The sequence below is a fragment of the Pseudahrensia aquimaris genome (genome assembly GCF_042676045.1).
Taxonomy (GTDB): Bacteria; Pseudomonadota; Alphaproteobacteria; order Rhizobiales; family Rhizobiaceae; genus Pseudahrensia; species Pseudahrensia aquimaris.
In genome coordinates, this window is the sequence record NZ_JBHTJV010000005.1 from 36,372 (window position 1) to 56,666 (window position 20,295).

Sequence of the window (20,295 nt, forward strand, 5' to 3'; positions counted from 1 at the left end):
TTTAGATCGTTGTGGCCTGACGGCTCGGGTTAAGCCGGCACGGGCCGGGCCATTAGTTGGTGAGCACGCCCCGCAGGATCGGTTCGCTCACGATTGCGTATGCGGAACAGCGTTCCACGGTTAAAAACTCTCGCGCAGCCAGCGCCCAACGCGGGCGAAGGCATGGTTCGGTTCACCTGATGCACGGCGTGCGCGCGGTTTGGTGGCAACGAATTCATGGGTAGCAATTTGCGGATAGATCATCAGGCCAGCAGCGGCTGAAAACGCAGCGCCACGGGCTTTCTCCGGCAAACCGCTCACGCCCATCGGGCGACCAAGGCGCACACTCACTCCGAGAATTTGTGCGGCTATATCGTTTGCGCCGCGAAGCTGGCTCGCGCCGCCCGTCAGCACCATGCGACGGCCAAAGCTGGAAGCAAGACCGGCAGAATTAATGCGGTCGCGCAGCATTTCGAACGTCTCTTCAACCCGCGGGCGAATGATTTGTGAAAGTTGACCGACAGAGATCTGGATAGGCTGATTGCCGCCCTCTTCGATGGAAGCAACAGACAGCAATTCGCGTTCATCCATCTGGGTCGCAATTGCCGTGCCGTGACGGACTTTCAACCGTTCAGCGTCATCTACCCTGATTGAGAGACAACGTGCGATATCCATAGTCACGTGGTTGCCACCAACCGCGATCGCATCGCAGGCAATCATCTTACCGTTCACAAAAACCGAAAGCGTTGTCGTGCCAGCACCCATATCGACACACGCCGCACCCATGCGCGCTTCATCGTCAACCAATGCAGCGAGACCACTTGCGTAAGGCGTGGCCACCATCGCATCGACACTCAGGTGAGCACGGTTGATACACATTTCCAGATTGCGCATCGCGGCATGGTCAACGTCGACGATGTTCATATCCACGCCAAGCTGGTCACCCACCATGGTCATTGGATCTTCAATCGCCTCGGTCGCATCCAAACGAAAGCCAATTGGCAAAGCGTGCAGCACAGCACGGCGTTCGTTATAGGCATCAGCGCAACCGCTTGCGAGAACGGCATTAATATCGCGGGCCGAAACTTCGCGCCCGCCCAGCGAAATCTCACCAGAATATGTTTGACTGGTCAGACGTCCCGCCGAGACACTGATAATAAGGGAGTCCACGCTGACACCGGCAGATTCCTCGGCACGACTAACTGCGCGGCGAATAGACTGTTCAGCCGCCTCCATGTCGACCACCGTGCCAGATTTGAAACCCTGACTGCGCTGATAACCAAGACCGGAAACCTCTATCGTGTGCGAACGACCCGGCAGCACGGACGAAACTTCGCGCGGCGTTAGCCGACCGATCAAGCAGCAGAGCTTTGATGAGCCGATGTCAAGAACCGCAATATCGGTTGGCCGCCCGTGGGCCAGAAGACCCGAACGCCAATGCGGGGAAGATGCACCAAAGATACTCACAGGTTGCGCTCCGCCTTTTTCATTGCCTTCGCGCGATCCACCACATATTTCGCCCGCTCTTCGGCAGCCTCCGGCAAAAGCTGCAATGCGATCCGCCCGTTCACGCGCAAATCAACCGTCGCGACCTGACGATCCAGAACGCGGCGCTCTTGCTGAAGCGAAGCCAGAAATTTCAACGCATCGCCCAAGTTTTTCTCCGGCAACTTCACAACAAGTCCGCCATCGAGATTGACGTTCCAGCGGCGGTTGCCGACACGGGAATAGGAGAGAACCCGATTTGCGATTTCCGGGTAATCCGCCGCCAAGGGCAAAATCTCGCCCGCCGTTTCGGCGGCCCCTTCCCCGATCAAATGAGGCAAATGAGAAAAGCGGTTGTTCAACAGATCAGAAATGCCAAAGCGCGAAATCAACTCGCCGCTTTGCTCAACCACCGAGAGATGCTCGTCCTTTTGCCAAACGGCAAAAGCGCGCTTTTCGCGCATTTCGACCACCAATTTTCCAGGATACAGCTTGCGCACTGTGACTTCATCGACCCAGGGCAGCGCCGCAATGCGCTCCCGAGCCGCTTTAGCGTCAAAGCCAACAAGCGAACGTGTTTCCGATAGACCCAGAACCTCGACGACATCCTGCTCGCGCGTCTCTATCTGACCGCTGATGATGATATCACTGGCCTGCAGACCAACGCTTCCGGCAATGCCGGCCATAAGCGCCGGACCGTGCCCGCCCGTGAACGCACCCAAAACCAAACCGCAAACAATGAAACCAACCGCAAGCAGGCTACCCACGCCACTGCGCATCGGCTTGGCGGTTTCGATGTTGCGAACGAACCGACGGCGAACAATGCTGTAAAAGCGCGATACAGCATGGCCCTCAGCCGCGAGCGAACCCGCGCCGGCCAAGGAGCCATCGGCCCCGCCATATCTGCCGTTTAACGACGACAACTTGCGTCCTCCACCATCCACTTGAGCAACTGACCGAAATCGTGGCCCGCATGTTGGGCCAGTTCCGGCATCAAAGATGTGGGTGTCATGCCAGGCTGGGTGTTCACTTCCAGCCAAATCAATTCGCCCGTCCCGTTCACACGATCATCGAGCCGGAAGTCGGAACGCGAAACTCCACGACAGCCGATAGCCTGATGTGCTTTGAGCGACAGTGTCTGAATCTTTTGGTAAATATTTGGTAAAAGATCGGCCGGAAGGATGTGTTTAGAGCCCCCTTCGGCGTATTTAGCCTCATAATCGTACCAGCCGCCGTCGCTGGCGACGATTTCAGTGACCCCAAGCGCCACATCACCCATCACAGCACAGGTCAATTCGCGCCCTGGAATGAATCGCTCGACCATCACCGTGTCGCCATATGGCCAGTCCGAGGAGTACAATTCCTGCGGCGGCGTCGACTGGTCTTCCTTCACAATCAACACACCGAAACTCGATCCTTCATTAACGGGTTTCACCACGTAGGGCGGGTTCATCGGATGCTTTTTCGCAGCCTCTAAACGATCCATAACCTTGGCCTCAGCCACCGGCACGCCAGAGCGTCGAACGACTGTTTTGGCGCGCTCTTTATCCATTGCCAAAGCCGACGCCATCACACCGGAATGGGTGTAGGGAATGTCGAGATATTCGAGCACACCCTGTATCGTTCCATCTTCCCCGAAAGGTCCGTGCAACGCGTTGAACGCCACGTCCGGCTTCAGCGCTTGAAGAACAGCGGAAACATCGCGCTCCACGTCAACGCGGGTGACGCGATAGCCAACATCCTCCAGCGCCGCAGCGCAGGCTTCGCCAGATGAGAGAGACACAGGCCTCTCCGACGACCACCCTCCCATGAGCACGGCCACATGCGTCATGAAATTACCCCTCGCATGACACTCTAAGTGATGCAGAGGAATCACGGCTAAGACACCGAGGCAAGGCTGCTTGCACGGCTTTGATGTGTTGGCTTTGAATCACCACGAAAACAGTCACGCACAACAGATTCAAAAGATTCAATTTTTTGGTCGCGCGACTGCGTTTACTTTTCTTCAAGCGGATTCTCGCAAATGCAGCCTTCAGCGCTCTTGTTAGTGCCAAACAGCGCGAATCATGTGCGCAAGCGGCAATTAGAGGCCCATACCGCGCGACACGGGCGCAAAGGATGCCGCCAGAAGGCCGTAGCCCATGAACAGAAAAAACACGCCGCCGAGCGCCGCAAATGTGTGCGCAGCCCATGCCATGCCGTCGCCTGCACCTGACGATAGCCCCAGAGCAAACGTCCGCATCCGCACCGCGACAAAGGCAACCATACCCACTGTGATCGCCGTACCAAGGCTAATCGCCAACACAGCAAACACGCCTGCGATTTCCAAATCCACAAAGCGAGCAAAAACCAACACCAAAACAGCGCCACTACAAGGCCGTAAGCCAATCGAAAAGATGACGCCAAGCCAGGATTTGATATCCCGCGCCTGCGCAACATCCTCTTGAGTCGGGACATGGCTATGACCGCAGGTAGAGCAAACCTCGCCAGCGCCATGATTGTGCCCATGAGAATGATCGTGATGGTGGTGTCCATGATGATCGTGAGCATGATCATGATGGTGGTGAGCATCAGCTTTGCGCAGCGACAAGAAACCCCGCACAGCGCGCCACAGCAGCCAGCCGCCGATTGCGATAACCAAACCGTAGGAAAGCCGCTCGCTCCAAATCACCGCTTCGCGCGACTGCTTCGGCACCATGTCAAACAGCCAGAACAGGCCATAAACGAGAAAGATCGCGACGAAGCCCTGCATCAGAGCTGACGCAAAAGCCAAACCCAGAGAGCGCCGCACGTTTTCCGGCTGGGTGAGCAAATAGGTCGACAAAATCACCTTGCCATGCCCTGGCCCAGCGGCATGGAACACGCCGTAAAGAAACGACCCAATCACCAGCGACGCGCCAGCAGACAGCCCTGCCCCGTCGGCCATTGTCGACAACGAGTTCTTCATCGCATCGTGGAAATTGCGCTGCTGCTCGAACACATAAACCAGCAGATCGCGGTACAGCGCTTCGCCGGGTCCATAGGAAAAGAATGCCACCAGAAGCACCGCTGGCAGCAAAGCTAACGATACGGCGAAAAATCGCGAACCTATCAGGGACATGAAACGGTCACCCACTCAGCAAAATGGATGCCCAGATCACCCTCGGCGGATTCGTCACGGCCCAAGGAGGCTGCAAAGCTGGCAATATCCTCAGACGGATCAGCCGCATCGATCTTCGCCTCACAGCCTTTGGGCGCACCCACCATTTCAATCGCGTCGGCATCTGTTGAATGGTTCATGGCGATATAAAAATCTTTATCATAGATCGCATAGGCAAACTTTTTCCCCGCAAGCGCGAAAGGCTCTTTGAACGGAACCGTAAAACTCACAGTCAATTGCCGATTCTCAAACACAGCGTCGCCTGCATTAGCCTTCGCCATCGGCGGAACGGGGCCTGCATTTTCGTCAAACCGGGTGAAATATGCATTGCCGTGAATGTTGCCCAAAATCTCCACCAACACAGCATCAATGCCCGCCTGTGTCGGTTGCCCGTCAGCGCCGGTCGGGGCAGTTTCGAGAGCGAATGCCGAGAAAAATTCGTCAAACCGCCACCAGTAACGCATAGCGGCAGCCTTGCCCGCTTTGTCGAAGACTATACCGATCTTCATCTCGACGAATTCATGGGGGTGTGCGCGCGCAGAGAATGTTGCAGCGAGACACAGCCATAGGCTTGCAAACAGGACGGTGGCATTTCGCAGTGTCATCGACGGTCTCGCGACAGCGGGATGGGAAATCGGTTTGTGAAACCGCAACTTACAGGAGCCGTCTAAGAACGGCAATTTTGTGGCCAATGACGCGCTGTCACAGTTATGGCGTAAACGCATTTACTTCGCGCCCCGACTCAAACCGCCCAACCCGCTTCAATTCCCATTCAAGCAATATCCCAGAATTCTCGTAGACCCGCTTACGCACAGTTTCACCCAACGTTTCCAAATCATGTGCTGTGGCTGTTCCGGTATTGATCATAAAATTGCAGTGCATTTGGCTCATTTGCGCGCCACCAACCTCAAAACCCCGCAGGCCAGCCTCGTCAACGAGCTTCCAACTTGAATGCGGTAGGGGGTTCTTAAACGTCGAACCGCCCGTCTTTTCGCGGATCGGCTGGACGGTCTCGCGGTGATGCTGCACTTCATCCATCGCCTTGCGAATATCTTCAGCGGAGGCCACTTCACCTTCGAAAACTGCGGCGGTGAAAATCAAGTCTTTGGAGGCTTGGCTGTGGCGATACGAATATCCCATGTCAGCGTGGGAGAGCACATGCTTCTTGCCCTGCCGGTCGACTGCATGGACCTCCACAACGCGATCCGTCGTCTCCGTGCCATTGGCACCGGCGTTCATGCGCAACGCGCCGCCGATAGCACCGGGAATGCCATGATAAAACGCGAATCCACCCAAGCCAGCCTCCAGTGCGGCGGCGGCGAGCTTTTTGTCTGGTACAGCAGCCCCTGCCTTGAGACGATTACCGCCAATACTTTCCACTTGGCCGAAACCACGGCCGGACAAGCGAATGACAACGCCTTCGATACCACCATCTCGCACCAACAGATTTGAGCCCATGCCCACCACGAGCACAGGCACGTCCTCTGGCAGTAGCTTCAAGAACGCGCAAAGATCATCCTCATCAGCGGGGCTGAACAATAAATCAGCGGGACCGCCCACTTGAAACCAGGTAATCTTGGACATCAGTGCATCGGGCGTGAGCCGCCCACGAAGCTTGTTCACCCCATCGCCCAGTCGTTCCAGAAGGGCTGCACCACTCATGACAGATCTGCCAGTTCCTTCGGCAACGCATGTGCCCATGTGGTGATGTTGCCCGCACCAAGAAAGATCACATAATCCCCCTCTTTGGCGATTTGTGCCACGATGGGTGCAACGTCTTGTGGCCCTTCAATCAACCGTGCATCCCGGTGGCCAGCCGCGCGAATACCGACAGCAAGCGAGGCCGAATCCGCGCCTTCAATCAGCGCCTCACCTGCCTCATAGACAGGCGCAACCAGCACCGTGTCCGCATCGTCAAAACAGCCACAGAATTCCTCAAATAATGAAGAGAGCCGCGTGTAGCGATGGGGCTGCTTGATCGCGATCACACGACCGGGCGCTGCATCCCGTGCGGCTTTCAGCACCGATGCGATTTCAACCGGATGGTGGCCGTAGTCGTCAAATATCTCGACACCCTTCCAGGAGCCCGTATGGGTGAAACGCCTCCGCACTCCTTTGAAGCCTGCAAGCCCATCGCGAATTTGCGTCTCGGTCACGCCAAGACGATGTGCCACGGCAATTGCTGCAGTAGCGTTAGATACGTTGTAACGCCCCGGCATCGGTAGAACGAGATCGGCATAGAACGTTTCGCTGTTCGTCTTGCGATCATAGATTGTAATGTCGAACACAGACTTCGCGCCTTCCGAGCGCACGTTATGAAAGCGCACCTCGGCCTGCTTGTTGTTGCCATATGTAATCAACCGGCGATCTTCGATGCGCGAAACCAGTGCCTGCACTTCGGGATGGTCGATGCACATCACGCCGCATCCATAAAACGGAACATTTTCAACGAACGTTTTGAAAGCCTCTTTGGCCTTATCAAAGGTTCCGTAATGATCGAGATGTTCAGGATCGATGTTCGTCACAATGGCAATCGCGGCGGGCAATTTTAAGAATGAGCCATCGCTTTCGTCCGCTTCCGCCACCATCCAGGCACCATCGCCCATGCGAGCGTTCGTGCCGATGGCGTTCAAAATTCCACCGTTGATAATCGTCGGGTCCAGACCGCCCGCTTCCAGCAATTGACCGACCATGGATGTTGTCGTCGTCTTGCCATGTGTGCCGCCGACAGCAACCGCCTGCTTGAAGCGCATCAACTCGGCCAGCATTTCCGCGCGGCGCACAAGCGGGATGCCGCGTTCAACAGCGGCCATGCGCTCGGGATTACTTTTTTGAATGGCGGTCGACGTCACCACCACCTCGCTCTCCCCAAGGTTCTCTGCCTTATGCCCGACATGGACGGCAATGCCCTTTTCCCGAAGCCGCTGCACGTTTGCACCATCAGCCTGATCAGAACCTTGAACGGCATACCCAAGATTGTGCAGAACTTCGGCAATCGCGCTCATGCCAATGCCCCCGATCCCGATGAAATGAATCAGGCCGATATCGTCTGCCATGCGCATGGGGTTTATCCTTGCTTCCTGTCTCCGGCATCGTTCGCATCCGCTGGTAATGCCGCCATTGCGCCCCCGACGTAGCGTCCTTTTGCGACTTCCACAACCAGATCGGTAAGTTGCTGTGCAGCCCTCGGTTTGCCCGTCATAGCTGCCGCACGTGCCTGTTTTGCCAGCGCCTGCGGATTTTTCATCGCGTTGCCCACCAAGGTTGCAATTTGCTTCGCATCAAGCGTGTTCTGGGGTGCAACAACTCCGCCGCCGCGTTCCACCAATTCTTTCGCATTCGCCGCTTGATCGTGATCCAGCGCAAATGGGTATGGAACCAAAATTGAAGGGCGGCCAACAGCAGCAACTTCCGAAATAGTCGAAGCTCCAGCGCGGCAAATAACCAAGTGTGCTGCCTCCAATCTGCGACCAATACCTTCAAAGAAAGGTGCGACTTCTGCGGTTATACCAGCCGATCCAAGCGCGGCTTTCGCGCCCTCCAACTGTTCTTCTCGCGCTTGAAGGGTTAGGCGGACACGTGCCTTTTGCTCAGACGCCATCAGTGCCAAAGCAGCTGGTATCGCCTCCCCGAAAAACTGCGCACCTTGCGACCCGCCCAAGACGAGCAGATTAAATGGCGCATTGCCGTCCGAGACCGGATAAGGCTCAGATGATTTATCAAGCCGTTCGACTATCTCCAGAATTTCGGGGCGCAGCGGATTACCGGTGATCACCGTATCCGCGGGCAACGTATCGCTTGAAAAGCCTGCAGCAACAGCGACAGCTTTTTTTGCGAGCACTTTGTTAGCACGACCCAATACAGCGTTTTGCTCATGTAAAACCGTGGGCACAGCCATCTGCTGCGCAGCAAAGAGCGGAGGCAGGCTGGGATAACCGCCAAAGCCGACAACTACCGAAGGCTGTAGTTTCTTCAAAAGCGCGCGCGCTGCCAAATACCCACGGACCAATTTAAATGTGGTTTTTGCCAAAGCGATGGGATTCCTCGATCCGAACGTGGCCGAGTCCAACACATGAATTTCCCCACCGGGAAAGCGGTCAGCATAGCGCATGCCACGCTCGTCAGTTGCCAAATGAACCGCCCATCCCCGCGCGATCAATTCTTGCGCCAGCGCTTGAGCGGGAAACAAGTGCCCGCCTGTGCCACCGGCGGAAAGAAGAACGGTTTTATTCATTACTTATACCGCAAACGCCGTTGCACCAGCGGGCTTGGCCCAGCCTCTGCTGTAGCTATCGGCCCGCTTACGGGTCAGCGCAAGAACCAGGCCCATGCCGAAAGCGACCGCGAGCAGCGACGAGCCACCATACGAGATAAACGGCAGCGTCATGCCTTTCGCGGGCAACAGTCGCAGATTCACCCCAATATTGATCATCGCTTGAAATCCAAATTGAAGCACAAGGCCGGATACGGCCAATTGCACGAACCGGTCATGTTCGCGTAAGGCGTGCCACAGACCTCGCATCACGATAAAGGCGAAAATCAGAACCAGGCCCATTGCGAGCACGATGCCGAATTCTTCAACGGTAACAGAAAAGATGAAATCCGTGTGGCTGTCCGGCAGGCCGTTCTTGATACGCCCCTCACCCGGCCCTGTGCCGAGCCAACCACCATTGTTGATGGCTGCAAGACCGCGATCCACTTGGAACGTGTCGCCCGCACCAGTCAGAAAACGGTCAATACGGCCGGAAAAGTGCGAGAAAGAAAAATAGGCAACGGTCAGCCCCGTCAGCGCCGTGCCACCAAGCAGCGCAACCCAAAGCCAAGGCATACCCGCCATAAAAAACATCGCACCCCAGACGAACGACAGCAGCAGGGTTTGACCCAAATCAGGCTGCATCACCAGCAACCCTGCACAAAGACCAAACAGCCCAATAGCAAGCGCGTTGCAGGGAATATCGGGCTGCCGCACGCTTTCAGAAAACAACCACGCGGTAATGACCACAAAAGCCGGTTTCATGAATTCTGAGGGCTGAATGAGGAACGATCCTACTGCCAACCACCGCGTAGCGCCTTTGGCCGAAAAGCCAATGAACGGAATCAGCAGCAAAGCAACAATCGAAGCGCCTAAAACGATAAACGCCACACGCCGCGCTTGGCGCATGGTCAACAATGACGTGCCGATGAGAACACCAATTGCCGGCAGCATAAACATGGCGTGACGCTCAACAAAGTGGAACGCATCAATGCCCAAGCGCTTGGCTACCGGCGGACTTGCGGAAAGCGACAGCAGCAGCCCCATGAACATGAGGCCCAAAAGGGCGGCCAATAGCAGTTTATCGACGGTCCACCACCAATCGGAAATGACACCTTTGCGGGCGCGAGAAACCATCGCGATCAACCTTTCAATCTGGCCTTCAGACCGATTTGAAACCTTGGAGCGCCCTCACGGCCTCCTTGAACGCTTCGCCCCGTTTCTCGAAATTCGGAAACTGGTCAAAGCTAGCAGCTGCTGGAGAAAGCAAAACGATTTGCTCGCCCCCTGCCTGTGCCGAATCTGCGGCAGCATGGTTAACAGCCTCTTTCAATGTGCCCGAAATTTCATAAGGAATCGTATCACCCAGCTGCGCCGCGAAAGCAGGAGCTGCTTCACCCACCAAATAGGCCTTCGAAACGCGCGAAAAATGCGGAGCAAGACTCTCAATGCCACCCGTTTTGGCAAGACCACCGACGATCCAGCGCACTTGCTCAAAGCTCTTCAGCGCTGGCGCAGCAGCCTCAGCATTGGTGGCTTTGGAATCATTGATGAACAGCGTGTCGCCCACGCGCCCCACCTGTTCCATGCGGTGTTCCAAGCCGGGGAAGGTGTCGAACCCATGCTGGATTTCTTCCGCAGACAGACCCACCGCTTCGCAGGCAGCAAAGGCGCAAGCCGCGTTTTGCCCATTATGCGCACCACGAAGCGCACCATTGCTCGCAAGGCTTGCTAGGCGTTCTCCCTGCGAGTTCCGCAAAACGCCATCCGCAAATTGTATCTCAGCATGGCTCTCCTCTTGGGCAGAAATCGTTACCAAAGGAACATTCGCCGCTCCCAGCCGCTCGCCAACAGCAAGACAATAGGCATCGTCACAACCAACAATTGCCAGATCTGAACGTGCGACCAGCTGTTCTTTGATCGCCGCATAGTTCTCAATCGTGCCATGGCGCTCCAGATGGTCAGGCGTGATGTTGAGCAAAACGCCAACATGGGGTGTGAGGTTTGGCGCGAGATCAATCTGATAGGATGAACATTCCACCACATAGACCTGATCGCCACCGGAGCGGATAGGATCAAGATCCAGTACAGCGCGGCCAATATTGCCGCCCATCTGCACGTCACGGTCGGCTTGCCTCAAAACATGGGCAATCAGCGCGGTTGTGGTTGATTTTCCATTTGTTCCCGTAATCGCGATCAACGGCGAGATGCGCCCAGCGGCGGCCATTTCACGACTGAACAGATCAATGTCACCGATGATCTCGACACCCGCCGCATGAGCCAAATCGACAGTCCAGTGAGGCATCGGATGCGTTAGCGGCACGCCGGGTGCAAGCACCAGCGCATCAAAATCCGTGAAGTCCACTTCGCGCAAATTGGCAACACTCAGTCCCTGCCCTTGCGCTTTGACTACGCTGGCAGGGTTATCGTCCCAACACGTGACATCAGCACCACCGGCCACAAGCGCGGCCGCGGTGATCAGGCCCGAACCGCCAAGCCCAAACAAGGCAACTGATTTACCTGCAAATGTCGTGACCGCAATCAAAGCGAAAGCCTCAGCGCAGTTTCAGGGTCGCAAGGCCCAAGAGGGCGAACATGATAGAAATGATCCAGAAGCGAATGACGACCTGGCTTTCGGTCCAGCCCAATTGCTCAAAATGGTGATGGATCGGCGCCATACGGAACACCCGCTTGCCCGTAAGTTTGAACGATGCCACTTGAATAATGACGGACAAAGCCTCGATCACAAACAATCCGCCTATGATCACCAGCACAATTTCGTGCTTTGTCGCGACCGCGATAGCACCCAGCATGCCGCCAAGCGCGAGCGAGCCAGTATCGCCCATAAAGATCGCTGCGGGTGGTGCGTTGAACCAAAGAAAGCCCAGTCCCGCGCCGATTAGCGCCCCACAAATGATCGCGAGTTCACCTGTTCCTTTGACGTGGTGGATTTGCAGATAGTCAGAAAACACGATGTTGCCGGAAAGATAGGCAATCGCTCCAAACGAGCCAGCCGCGATCATCACAGGCACAATCGCCAAGCCGTCCAATCCGTCAGTCAAGTTCACCGCATTGCCAGCGGCGACGATCACGAACGCTCCGAAGACGATGAAGAACCAGCCAAGTTGAAGCACGAAGTCCTTAAAGAACGGAAACGCTAGCGCACTCGACATATCGGTCGGTTTGTTATCAACGGTCGAAATCGCACCGCCATATCGCATGATGAGAAAACAAGCGACACCGGCAATCAGGAATTCCAGCAACAATCGCATTTTGCCGGAAAAGCCCTTGTCGGTCGCTTTGGTGACTTTCAAATAATCATCGTAGAAACCAATCGCACCGAACAACACGGTCACGCCCAACACGGTCCAGACGAGAATGTTGCTCCAGTTCACCCACAGCAGAGTGGAGCCAATAACACCGACCAAAATCATCAAGCCGCCCATCGTGGGCGTTCCAGCCTTTTTGAAATGCGTAGCGGGCCCATCAGCGCGGATAGGCTGCCCCTTGCCTTGCCGCCCACGCAGAGTGCGGATGATGGCGGGTCCAAACAAAAATACGATCAAAGCTGAAGTGAGCAGCGCCCCACCCGTGCGAAACGTAATGTAGCGGAACACATTAAAAAGCGGAATCGTGTCACCAAGTTCTGAAAGGAAATAAAACATCAATTAGCCTTTGTTTCGCCGTTTCCGGCCTATGCGAACCGCACCCAATCCCTCAGCGATTCTAGAAATCAAGTGTCAGCTTCATAGGCTTCCAGCATCGCATCTATCAAGCGAGCGAACTTTAAACCCAAAGATGCTTTCGCCATGACGACATCGCCGGAGCGCAACTGACTCATTAACTCGGGTATCAATTCATCAACGGTATCAAAGTGATGCACGGTCGCCTTGCCTGACAGCGCATCGCGCAGGGCGGTCATTTCTTGTCCTGCAAGATACACAAGATCAATTTTGTTGGCCGTGATGGCTTCAGCCAAATCTGCATGCAATTCGTGGGATGTCGGCCCAAGTTCAAGCATGTCGCCCAGCGCAGCGATACGGCGCCCACGGTTTTGCACACTCGCCGCTGCTAGCAATTCCAGCGCAGCGACCATGCTCTTCGGGTTGGCGTTGTAGCTTTCGTCAATCAGCATCAGCCGGTTATCGCCAAGCCTTAATTTGTGCCGCTGCCCACGGCCTTTGACGGCTTCAAGGTCTGCTAACGCAAGGCCAGCACGGGCGAGGTCGGCGCCGATGAGTTTAGCAACCGTCAGCACGATAAGCGCATTTTGCGCTATGTGTTTTCCAGGCGCTCCAACTTTCACCACCATCGGCGTGCCCATCACATCGACGGTAAGGCAGGAACATGTGTTGTGCAGAACCAGATTTTCCATCCGGGTATCAGCGCCCTTAGCCTCGCCAAAGCGCACGATATTTGAAACCCCCTTTTCCAGCGCAAACGACTTGAGCAATTCAAATCGGGGGTCATCGGCATTCAGTACAACCGTGCCATCGTCTTCCAGACCATCAATGATTTCGGCCTTCGCCCGCGCAATCTCGTCAACGCTAGCAAATGCTCCCAGATGCACAGGCGCAACATTGGTGATGACAGAAACATGCGGCCGCACCAGAGATACCAGTGGCGTGATTTCGTTTGGATGGTTCATGCCGATTTCAAAGACACCGAAATCTACGTCCTTCGGCATCCGCGCCAGCGTCAGCGGCACGCCCCAATGGTTGTTGAACGATGCAACCGAAGCATGAACCGTCCCACAAGAGGATAGCGCCGTGCGCAACGCTTCTTTGGTGGTCGTTTTGCCGACACTACCCGTCACCGCAACAATACGAGCGTGAGAGCGCAAACGGCTTTCGATAGCGAGACGCTCAAGCGCCACAAGCACATCATCAACCACGAGCAAAGCGCCCGTCTCGCCCTCCAGCGCGTCGAGTTTTTCCTGCGAGACAACGCAAACCCCCGCACCATTAGCGCTCGCAGCAGCCACGAATTTGTGGCCGTCATGCACGTCACCCTTGATTGCGAAATAGGCTTCACCAGGATCGATGGTTCGGCTGTCGATGGAAATTCCGGTAATTGCGTCAGGCGCAGCGCCATGCAGCTTTGCGCCCATAGCGTTCTTCATGTCTTCGATTGTCCAAAGAACAGAATTCACAGCGTTGCCTCCAATGCTGCGGCCAAGACTTTGTGGTCGGAGAAAGGCAGAACCTCTTTGCCGACGATCTGGCCTTCCTCATGGCCTTTACCCGCAACCACCAAACAGTCACCAGCCTCAAGTTTGGCAACGGCTTCTTCGATAGCCTTCTTGCGGTCACCAATCTCGATAGCGTCCGGCGTGGCTTCCAAAATTTGCGCACGGATGGAGGATGGCTTCTCTGTGCGTGGATTATCGTCAGTTACGATCACAAGATCGGCCAGCCGTTGCGCAATCTCGCCCATGATCGGCCGCTTGCCCGGATCGCGGTCGCCACCGCATCCGAAGACCACGACCAGCTTTCCAGTTGTATAGGGCCGAAGCGCCTTCAGCACATTTTCCAAAGCTTCAGGCTTGTGCGCGTAATCAACATAGGCAGGCGCACCGTTGCCGGCCTGCCCGATCAGTTCCAAACGACCGGGCGCGCCTTTAAGTCTTTTCAGAGCAGCGAGAACAGCAGCCGGGTCACTGCCGGTAGCAATCGCCATTCCAGCAGCTACCAGCGCGTTCGCAAGCTGAAATTCTCCAGCCATAGGCAAACTCAGAAAATGGATTTCGCCGTCAATGTCCAACTCTGCTTCCTGAGTAAACTGGCGCTGCTCGACCCGTTTAAGTGCGATGAAATTACCCGCCCGTCCGACCGTCTTCACATCCAGCCCTGCGGCCTCAGCAGCCGCAATCGCAGGGGCGGAATAGGCATCGTCGGCATAGATGATAGCAGGCTTGCCCGCATCCATCAGCGTATCGAACAATCGCATTTTCGACGCCAGATAATGCTCAACTGTTGGGTGATAATCCATGTGATCGCGGCCAAGGTTGGTAAAGCCCGCAACCGCAAGGTTCACGCCGTCCAAGCGGCGCTGATCGAGACCGTGGCTGGAGGCTTCCATGGAACAATGGCTCACACCGCTGCCCGCCAGTTCGTCCAGCAATTCGTGGAGCAGAACCGGGTCCGGCGTTGTCAGCGAACCATAATCCGCACGCCCTGGCGCGAACACGCCTGTTGTGCCGATCATCGCGGCTTGCTCACCACAGCTTTCCCATATCTGACGCAAGAAGGAGGCTACCGAAGTCTTGCCCGCCGTTCCCGTTACCGCCGCCATGACAGAAGGTTGGCGAGGGTGAAACTTTGCAGCCATCAAGGCCAACGTCCGACGCGGATCGTCGCTTCGTACTATTGGAACAGCGCAAGCAGCAGTGTCGGCATCCGCCAACACGGCAACGGCACCAGCCTCAATCGCAGCAGGAATGTATGATGCACCGTCAACATCGGTGCCCTTGAGCGCGGCAAACAGGCTGCCTCGCATGACTTTGCGGGAATCCATCGTAATGCTGGAAACGGTTACATCTGCACCGTCGAGGCTCGCGCCTTCGACCAACAATTCGGACAGTTTCATCTCGCTCATGTCAGCGCCTATAGGACGACAATTGGGCGGTATCACGTACATCAAAATCAGGCTTCACGCCAAGCAAAGGCGCCGCGCGAGCGATGATTTTTCCCACAGTTGGGGCAGCGTTCATGCCAGCGGTGGCATACACTTGGCCCTTCTCCGGCTTCGGCTCGTCTATAATAACCAGCACCACATAGCGCGGATTGGTGACGGGGAATGTGGAGAGAAAAGCATTGAAGCGACTGTTGCGCGAATAGCGGCCATTGACCACCTTATCAGCCGTGCCCGTTTTGCCACCGACCAAAAAGCCCGGCACCTCTGCGCGGCGACCAGAGCCATCCAGCACGTTGAGGCGCATCAGATAACGCATCTCGTCAGAGGTTTTGGGCTTAATCACCTGCTTGGCAATCTTGTTTGCATCCTGCACCGAACGACGCATCAGCGTGGGCGGAATGAGCTTGCCACCGTTGACCATTGCAGCAGCAGCCACTGCCGTTTGCAGCGGCGTTGTGGACATGCCGTGGCCAAACGAGATCGTTACTGAAGACAGCTTACCCCAACGCTTAGGCTCCGTAGGACGCGCGATTTCCGGCAGTTCCAGCCCGGTCATGCGATCCAGCAGACCGATGCGCTTGATAAACTCACGATGACCATCAATGCCAACAACATCTGCCATTTTTGCCGTGCCGATGTTGGACGAGTAGATGAACACTTCCGGCACGGACAAAACCCGCTTCTTGCCGTGGAAATCGTTGATCGTAAAACGCCCGAAACGCAGCGGTTTGCGCGCATCAAAGCGGCTGCTCATGGAAACCTTCCCGCTGTCCAGCGCCATTGCGGTGGTAAAAGCCTTGAAGGTCGACCCCATTTCGAACACACCGGCCGACATCCGGTTCAACCGGTCTTTTTTCAGGGCGTCGACAGGGTTGTTGGGGTCATAATCCGGCAGCGACGACATGGCGACAATTTCGCCAGTGTGAACATCCAGCACGACACCAGCAGCGGCAATTGCGCGGTATTTCTCAATCGCCTCGGTCAGGGCAGCACGCATATAATGCTGCACGCGGAGATCGATAGAAAGCTCCACCTTCTCAAGCGCGGCATTCACAGCAAAGCCAGAATTGTGGAGCGCCCGCAGGCCATTGTCATCAAGATGCTTTTCCATCCCAGCAATGCCCTGATTGTCGATATTGGTGTGGCCAAGAATATGGCTCGCAGATGGCCCCGCCGGATAATACCGTTTGTTTTCTTGACGGAACCCAACGCCCGGAAGGCCAAGAGCCAGAATCTCCTGCTGCTGGACAGGCGTGATTTCACGTTGCAGCCACACAAAGCCAGCGCCACTCTTCAGCCGCTTCATGGTCGTGTCAAAGTCGAGATCAGGCAATACCGTGATGAGCGATTCGTAAGTCTCATCAGGATTTTCTATCAAACGCGGTTCGGCAAACAGCGACTTAACCGGAATATCAAGCGCCAGCGTTTCGCCATTGCGATCAACGATTTCCGGGCGCGCGGCAGCTAGGGCAATATCTGCGGTATAGCCAACTAAGTTCGTGCGGTTTTCCTCCGTACCGAGGAAGATCAAACGCCCTTGCACCACCGCAAACAGCGCGACCACAGCGAGCATAACCCAGCCAAGCCTCTGCCGCGTTTGGGCAGCCACGTCGCCTTGCGTAGTGATGGGCTGGGCCAAAACGGAACCAAGGGTGCGCAATACCTTAATCATGGACGGCTCCGAAGGGTGGGCGTTGGCACACGCTCCAACGCACGCATTTCAACAGTGCCAGTCAGGGTTGTATCGTCGCCCTCTTCAAGCGCCTGAAGGATTTTCTCCTTCGGATCGGGGCGCAGCGGCGGCAATTCGTCGAGCGATGCGATTTGGTCAGATCGAAGCTCGGCTAAACCCAATTGGCTCTCAAAGGCTTTCGCCACATTCTCAAGCCGTTCGGGACTGGTCATGATCGCCCAATCGGCGCGCAACAGGGTAATCTTGCGCTCCTCAGCCTCAATCTGCCGCGTAAGCAAAGCAATGCGTTTGGCCGATTGTTCGGCAGAATGTTTGATCTGGAACGTCCAAACCGCACCGCCGATAACAGCGGCCACGAGAACTGCGTCAAGAATACGGATCATTTGCTCCACCCCTTCACGCTTTCAAGATCGGCAAGATTGGGAAGGCCAAACACTGAACGGTCAGCCGCTTTTGGAGCTACGTCAGTGCGAATGGCCCAGCGCAATTTCGCCGACCGCGCACGCGGGTTGCGCTCGGCTTCTGCCTTGGAAGCAAGAACAGCACCGCGCTTGTGTTGTTTAAACGTGAGGTCTTTTTCTGGGCCCATAGGCAGATGACGCGACCCACCCGAATTCTCAGCACGGTCTTGCAGAAAGCGTTTCACCAAACGGTCTTCTAGTGAATGGAAGGTGACAACCACAAGCCGCCCACCGGGCTTCAAAATGCGCTCCGCCGCTAGCAGAGCATCGGCAAGTTCATCCAACTCGCGGTTCACAAAAATCCGCAACGCCTGAAATGTCCGCGTGGCAGGATGCGTGCGCTGATCGTGTTTGCGGCCCAACACTTTTTCCACCAGCGAAGCCAGAACCAGTGTAGTCTCGAACGGTTTCTTTTCACGCTGCTCAACGATTTCAGCAGAAATCCGCGAGGCTTGGCGTTCATCGCCCAAAATTCCAATGATGCGCGTAAGGTCAGACCGCGCAGCGAAGTTCACCACATCGGCAGCGCTCACCCCGGCCTGCTCCATGCGCATATCGAGCGGCCCGTCTTTCTGAAAGGAAAAGCCACGTTCTGCTTGATCGATCTGCATGGAGGAAACGCCGATATCGGCAACCACACCGTCGACACTTTCAAACCCTTGGCCTTTCGCAATCGCGTCAAGCGCGGAAAAACGCCCCTGCTCCAGCATCAAACGCTCGCCGAACGCCTGCACCATAGACTGACCAGCCGCGATGGCATTGGGGTCGCGGTCGATTGCCAGAACATCAAGTCCTTCAATCAGCATCGCACGGGTGTATCCACCAGCGCCAAACGTTGCATCAATGATCGTCTGGCCAGCTTCTGGAGCAAGCGCGTGCAGCACTTCGTCCAGCATAACCGGGATATGGGGGCTGTTGACGTCCGACATGCTGTTCATCCGGTTTTCAAAATCTCTCTGCGCCGAGCGCCATGCGCGGCTGATGGAGACCCCTGCCCATGCGCGTGCTCCCGCACCTGCCGAAGCGCAAGGTGCGGCAAATGCTTGTCGTCTCGCCAAGTCCGATACGCTCAAGGCCAAAACCGCCTATCCCCTTTTGCAAAGCCCAGCGCCAAGCGACGTGAATCACTTGCACCACAGGTTAAGGATATTTGAATCGATAGTGTTAAGGGTTCGTTTACATTCCAAAAACGACGCCGAATTTCGGCGCGCTTAATGGGGAGAAACAAACGGAAAAATGCCAGCCAGCCTGTAAGCCGGGTTCTGTGCCGGTTCAGCTTGCGCTTCCCCTTAGACAGCCATTCATCTGGGGGAAAAATTACTCTTCCCCTCGGTGCGACCAACCCGAACAGTCTCGCCTGGAAACCGGCTAGCCGTGGCTTTCGCCCGACACGCTGTTCCTATTCGGTCTTGCTCCCGGTGGGGTTTACCGTGCCGTGCCCGTTGCCGACCACGCGGTGGGCTCTTACCCCACCCTTTCACCCTTACCCCTTGGCCGAAGCCGAAGGGCGGTTTGCTTTCTGTTGCACTTTCCCTGGGGTCGCCCCCGCCGGGCGTTACCCGGCACCGTGTTTCCTTGGAGCCCGGACTTTCCTCTTGCTCGACAAGCGAGATCAAGCGACCGTCCAGCCAGCTGGCAACAAGGATGTGGCTGTTTTGCGCAGCCCCGTCAAATAAACAAAAAGAGCGGGTCTAAACGCCCTGCGCCATGAGGCGGCGAATGCGCTTGCAATAGCGGCGGCTGATAGGGTTCATACGCTTTGCGCCGTGACCTGCATTGTATTTCAAAATCACATTGCAAAGCTGGCCGCCGCCCAAACGGTGCGCCTTGGCGAGGTATTTCATGCCAAAACGGATGTTCGTGTCAGGATTGTAGAGTTTCCGAAGCGGCCCCTTGTAGCCCATATATCGGGCGGTCGCGGGCATCAATTGCATCAACCCGATTTCGCCGGCCGCACCTTTGGCTTTTGAGCGAAAACTTGATTCCACATGTACCACCGCCAAGGCCAACTTTACCGGAACGCCCGCAGCCTTCGCGTGTTTGCGGATCAAAGGTTCGTAACGCGCCCGACGGGTTGCGTATTTCTTTCCGTGGCGGCGCGTCAGCGATGCAACACGTTGCGTGCTTTTGCGCACTGGGCCAACCAATTCTGCATCAGAAGGCCTATCTGCACGAACCGTTGGACTTGTAGCTACCGGCGCAAAACCGGACTGTGGATCTAGTGAAGCGATAACCACGGATTTTTGTGTGGGGCTCTCACCGGGCACGGAAAATGGGCGGTTAGCAATTTCAGCAACCGCAGTATCTGCGGCACGTGCTTTGGGCAAAGGAACAGTGAGTGGCAGTGCGACAGTCGCCGGCGGCGCATTTTCGCCGGGTATCGCCTGAATGTTAGTGGCAGCTTCAGGAGCGGTTGCAGAGGATGTTGAAGATGGGGCTGAGGGATTAGCCGATGCAATCTGCTCAACACCACCGTTTGCAGGTTGCAATGCGGGAGCGGTCAACTTTATCGGCTGGAACTGCCCCGTAGCGGCATTCTGGCACCCGGCCAACACAGCAAGTGCGAACAAACAGTACGCCTTCGCAATGATACAAAATCTGCTCAAAACTCAATCTCGTGATAAAAACGCTCGTTTGTCGCAGCATCGCT

At 56.0% G+C, this 20,295-nt stretch carries 17 protein-coding genes and 1 other RNA gene; all 18 read right to left on the bottom strand.

What is annotated here, in order from left to right:
• Positions 1-120 precede the first annotated feature (120 nt).
• Positions 121-1,446: a cell division protein FtsA gene (gene ftsA / locus ACFQ14_RS07580; RefSeq protein WP_377212124.1), complete on the bottom strand. Its 1,326-nt coding sequence runs from the start codon at positions 1,444-1,446 to the stop codon at positions 121-123.
• Positions 1,443-2,387: a cell division protein FtsQ/DivIB gene (locus ACFQ14_RS07585; protein WP_377212125.1), complete on the bottom strand. Its 945-nt coding sequence runs from the start codon at positions 2,385-2,387 to the stop codon at positions 1,443-1,445. The genes ftsA and ACFQ14_RS07585 overlap by 4 nt, the downstream gene beginning before the upstream one ends.
• Positions 2,375-3,295, bottom strand: coding sequence for a D-alanine--D-alanine ligase (locus ACFQ14_RS07590; protein ID WP_377212126.1), 921 nt, complete (start codon positions 3,293-3,295; stop codon positions 2,375-2,377). Before ACFQ14_RS07590 ends, ACFQ14_RS07585 begins: the two co-directional genes overlap by 13 nt.
• 252 nt (positions 3,296-3,547) lie before the next feature.
• Positions 3,548-4,564 (bottom strand): nickel/cobalt transporter, encoded by a 1,017-nt coding sequence (locus ACFQ14_RS07595; protein ID WP_377212127.1) that lies wholly within the window; start codon positions 4,562-4,564, stop codon positions 3,548-3,550.
• Positions 4,555-5,208, bottom strand: a complete 654-nt coding sequence (locus ACFQ14_RS07600) for a DUF1007 family protein (protein ID WP_377212128.1) — start codon at positions 5,206-5,208, stop codon at positions 4,555-4,557. Before ACFQ14_RS07600 ends, ACFQ14_RS07595 begins: the two co-directional genes overlap by 10 nt.
• Before the next feature lie 103 nt (positions 5,209-5,311).
• Entirely contained in the window at positions 5,312-6,265 is a 954-nt protein-coding gene (gene murB / locus ACFQ14_RS07605) for a UDP-N-acetylmuramate dehydrogenase (RefSeq protein ID WP_377212129.1), read from the bottom strand.
• A complete protein-coding gene (gene murC, locus ACFQ14_RS07610; RefSeq protein WP_377212130.1) occupies positions 6,262-7,665 on the bottom strand; it encodes a UDP-N-acetylmuramate--L-alanine ligase in 1,404 nt (467 codons plus the stop codon). Before murC ends, murB begins: the two co-directional genes overlap by 4 nt.
• 5 nt (positions 7,666-7,670) lie before the next feature.
• On the bottom strand, positions 7,671-8,837 hold the full coding sequence (gene murG / locus ACFQ14_RS07615; protein WP_377212131.1) for an undecaprenyldiphospho-muramoylpentapeptide beta-N-acetylglucosaminyltransferase: 1,167 nt from the start codon (positions 8,835-8,837) through the stop codon (positions 7,671-7,673).
• A 3-nt stretch (positions 8,838-8,840) separates the two neighbouring features.
• A complete protein-coding gene (locus ACFQ14_RS07620) occupies positions 8,841-9,992 on the bottom strand; it encodes an FtsW/RodA/SpoVE family cell cycle protein (protein ID WP_377212132.1) in 1,152 nt (383 codons plus the stop codon).
• A 25-nt stretch (positions 9,993-10,017) separates the two neighbouring features.
• A complete protein-coding gene (murD, locus tag ACFQ14_RS07625) occupies positions 10,018-11,400 on the bottom strand; it encodes a UDP-N-acetylmuramoyl-L-alanine--D-glutamate ligase (protein WP_377212133.1) in 1,383 nt (460 codons plus the stop codon).
• A gap of 10 nt (positions 11,401-11,410) precedes the next feature.
• Positions 11,411-12,520 (bottom strand): phospho-N-acetylmuramoyl-pentapeptide-transferase, encoded by a 1,110-nt coding sequence (mraY, locus tag ACFQ14_RS07630; protein ID WP_377212134.1) that lies wholly within the window; start codon positions 12,518-12,520, stop codon positions 11,411-11,413.
• Between the two features lie 68 nt (positions 12,521-12,588).
• Positions 12,589-14,007, bottom strand: coding sequence for a UDP-N-acetylmuramoylalanyl-D-glutamyl-2,6-diaminopimelate--D-alanyl-D-alanine ligase (locus ACFQ14_RS07635; protein ID WP_377212135.1), 1,419 nt, complete (start codon positions 14,005-14,007; stop codon positions 12,589-12,591).
• Entirely contained in the window at positions 14,004-15,443 is a 1,440-nt protein-coding gene (locus ACFQ14_RS07640; protein WP_377212314.1) for a UDP-N-acetylmuramoyl-L-alanyl-D-glutamate--2,6-diaminopimelate ligase, read from the bottom strand. The genes ACFQ14_RS07635 and ACFQ14_RS07640 overlap by 4 nt, the downstream gene beginning before the upstream one ends.
• Before the next feature lie 10 nt (positions 15,444-15,453).
• Positions 15,454-17,163 (bottom strand): peptidoglycan D,D-transpeptidase FtsI family protein, encoded by a 1,710-nt coding sequence (locus tag ACFQ14_RS07645; protein ID WP_377212136.1) that lies wholly within the window; start codon positions 17,161-17,163, stop codon positions 15,454-15,456.
• A complete protein-coding gene (gene ftsL / locus ACFQ14_RS07650; RefSeq protein ID WP_377212137.1) occupies positions 17,160-17,567 on the bottom strand; it encodes a cell division protein FtsL in 408 nt (135 codons plus the stop codon). Before ftsL ends, ACFQ14_RS07645 begins: the two co-directional genes overlap by 4 nt.
• Positions 17,564-18,583, bottom strand: a complete 1,020-nt coding sequence (gene rsmH, locus ACFQ14_RS07655; RefSeq protein ID WP_377212315.1) for a 16S rRNA (cytosine(1402)-N(4))-methyltransferase RsmH — start codon at positions 18,581-18,583, stop codon at positions 17,564-17,566. The genes ftsL and rsmH overlap by 4 nt, the downstream gene beginning before the upstream one ends.
• 297 nt (positions 18,584-18,880) lie before the next feature.
• An RNA gene (gene rnpB / locus ACFQ14_RS07660) (RNase P RNA component class A) lies at positions 18,881-19,281 on the bottom strand.
• 55 nt (positions 19,282-19,336) lie between these two features.
• Positions 19,337-20,215, bottom strand: a complete 879-nt coding sequence (locus tag ACFQ14_RS07665) for a lytic transglycosylase domain-containing protein (RefSeq protein WP_377212138.1) — start codon at positions 20,213-20,215, stop codon at positions 19,337-19,339.
• Positions 20,216-20,295 lie beyond the last annotated feature (80 nt).

What these genes read in the sequence shown, in the direction of transcription:
- ACFQ14_RS07590 (WP_377212126.1), bottom strand. Translation starts at nt 3,295, where the DNA reads ATGACGCATGTGGCCGTGCTCATGGGAGGGTGGTCGTCGGAGAGGCCT.
- ACFQ14_RS07620 (WP_377212132.1), bottom strand. Translation starts at nt 9,992, where the DNA reads ATGGTTTCTCGCGCCCGCAAAGGTGTCATTTCCGATTGGTGGTGGACC.
- murG (WP_377212131.1), bottom strand. Translation starts at nt 8,837, where the DNA reads ATGAATAAAACCGTTCTTCTTTCCGCCGGTGGCACAGGCGGGCACTTG.
- ftsL (WP_377212137.1), bottom strand. Translation starts at nt 17,567, where the DNA reads ATGATCCGTATTCTTGACGCAGTTCTCGTGGCCGCTGTTATCGGCGGT.
- murB (WP_377212129.1), bottom strand. Translation starts at nt 6,265, where the DNA reads ATGAGTGGTGCAGCCCTTCTGGAACGACTGGGCGATGGGGTGAACAAG.
- murC (WP_377212130.1), bottom strand. Translation starts at nt 7,665, where the DNA reads ATGCGCATGGCAGACGATATCGGCCTGATTCATTTCATCGGGATCGGG.
- ACFQ14_RS07645 (WP_377212136.1), bottom strand. Translation starts at nt 17,163, where the DNA reads ATGATTAAGGTATTGCGCACCCTTGGTTCCGTTTTGGCCCAGCCCATC.
- ACFQ14_RS07595 (WP_377212127.1), bottom strand. Translation starts at nt 4,564, where the DNA reads ATGTCCCTGATAGGTTCGCGATTTTTCGCCGTATCGTTAGCTTTGCTG.
- mraY (WP_377212134.1), bottom strand. Translation starts at nt 12,520, where the DNA reads ATGTTTTATTTCCTTTCAGAACTTGGTGACACGATTCCGCTTTTTAAT.
- rsmH (WP_377212315.1), bottom strand. Translation starts at nt 18,583, where the DNA reads ATGAACAGCATGTCGGACGTCAACAGCCCCCATATCCCGGTTATGCTG.
- ACFQ14_RS07640 (WP_377212314.1), bottom strand. Translation starts at nt 15,443, where the DNA reads ATGAAACTGTCCGAATTGTTGGTCGAAGGCGCGAGCCTCGACGGTGCA.
- ACFQ14_RS07600 (WP_377212128.1), bottom strand. Translation starts at nt 5,208, where the DNA reads ATGACACTGCGAAATGCCACCGTCCTGTTTGCAAGCCTATGGCTGTGT.